Origin of the sequence: Nonomuraea guangzhouensis (assembly GCF_019396345.1) — a bacterium.
Taxonomy (GTDB): domain Bacteria; phylum Actinomycetota; class Actinomycetes; order Streptosporangiales; family Streptosporangiaceae; genus Nonomuraea; species Nonomuraea guangzhouensis.
In genome coordinates, this window is the sequence record NZ_JAHKRM010000096.1 from 2,767 (window position 1) to 4,595 (window position 1,829).

General features: G+C 57.4%; 1 rRNA gene (running past one end of the window). It reads left to right on the top strand.

Going from position 1 to position 1,829, the window contains the following annotated elements:
* Positions 1 to 1,824: ribosomal RNA gene (locus KME78_RS63500) — 23S ribosomal RNA — on the top strand (it extends 1,363 nt beyond the left edge of the window).
* Positions 1,825 to 1,829: the final 5 nt, after the last annotated feature.

The following is a 1,829-nucleotide window of genomic DNA, read 5'->3' on the forward strand; positions in this document are numbered from 1 at the left end:
GTTGATGGGTAGGGGAGCGTCGTGCAGCCGGTGAAGCAGCGGAGTGATCCAGCTGTGGAGGCTGTGCGAGTGAGAATGCAGGCATGAGTAGCGAATCGAGGGTGAGAAACCCTCGCGCCGGATGACCAAGGGTTCCTGGGGCAGGCTAATCCGCCCAGGGTAAGTCGGGACCTAAGGCGAGGCCGACAGGCGTAGTCGATGGACAACGGGTTGATATTCCCGTACCCGCTTCAATGCGCCCATATCGAACCTCGTGATGCTAAGAGTCCTTAAGTCCTCTGATGTCCTTCGGGACTAGGGGTGAGGCTGAACGCTCGATCCGATCGGGTAGTAGGTAAGCGATGGGGTGACGCAGGAAGGTAGTCCAGCCCAGGCGATGGTTGTCCTGGGGTAAGCATGTAGGGCGTGCTGTAGGCAAATCCGCAGCACTTAAGCCTGAGATGTGATGCCGAGCCGATTGTGGTGAAGTGGATGATCCTATGCTGCCGAGAAAAGCCTCTAGTGAGTGTTGTGGCGGCCCGTACCCTAAACCGACTCAGGTGGTCAGGTAGAGAATACTAAGGCGATCGGGTGAACTGCGGTTAAGGAACTCGGCAAATTGCCCCCGTAACTTCGGGAGAAGGGGGACCTCTGCTGGTGTAGGAGCGTGCCTCCGAAGCTGGTGGTGGTCGCAGTGGCCAGGGGGAAGCGACTGTTTACTAAAAACACAGGTCCGTGCGAAGTCGTAAGACGATGTATACGGACTGACGCCTGCCCGGTGCCGGAACGTTAAGGGGACTGCTTAGCCAGCGCAAGTTGGCGAAGGTGAGAACTTAAGCGCCGGTAAACGGCGGTGGTAACTATAACCATCCTAAGGTAGCGAAATTCCTTGTCGGGTAAGTTCCGACCTGCACGAATGGCGTAACGACTTCCCCGCTGTCTCAACCGCAGACCCGGCGAAATTGCACTACGAGTAAAGATGCTCGTTACGCGCAGCAGGACGGAAAGACCCCGGGACCTTCACTACAGCTTGACATTGGCGTTTGGAACGTCTTGTGTAGGATAGGTGGGAGACTGGGAAGCTGTCACGCTAGTGATGGTGGAGTCATTGGTGAAATACCACTCTGGTCGTTTTGAACGTCTAACTCTGGTCCGTGATCCGGATCGGGGACAGTGTCTGGTGGGTAGTTTAACTGGGGCGGTTGCCTCCTAAAGAGTAACGGAGGCGCCCAAAGGTTCCCTCAGCCTGGTTGGCAATCAGGTGTCGAGTGTAAGTGCACAAGGGAGCTTGACTGTGAGACTGACGGGTCGAGCAGGAGCGAAAGCTGGGACTAGTGATCCGGCATCGGCGTGTGGAAGCGGTGTCGCTCAACGGCTAAAAGGTACCCCGGGGATAACAGGCTGATCTTCCCCAAGAGTCCATATCGACGGGATGGTTTGGCACCTCGATGTCGGCTCGTCGCATCCTGGGGCTGGAGTAGGTCCCAAGGGTTGGGCTGTTCGCCCATTAAAGCGGTACGCGAGCTGGGTTTAGAACGTCGCGAGACAGTTCGGTCCCTATCCGCTGCGCGCGCAGGAGACTTGAAAGGGGCTGTCCCTAGTACGAGAGGACCGGGACGGACGAACCTCTGGTGTGCCAGTTGTACCGCCAGGTGCACGGCTGGTTGGCTACGTTCGGAAGGGATAACCGCTGAAAGCATCTAAGCGGGAAGCTCGCCTTGAGATGAGGTCTCCCACCATGAGAGTGGGTAAGGCTCCCGGTAGACGACCGGGTTGATAGGCCGGAGGTGGAAGCACGGTAACGTGTGGAGCTGACCGGTACTAATAGGCCGAGGACTTGACCACAAAGC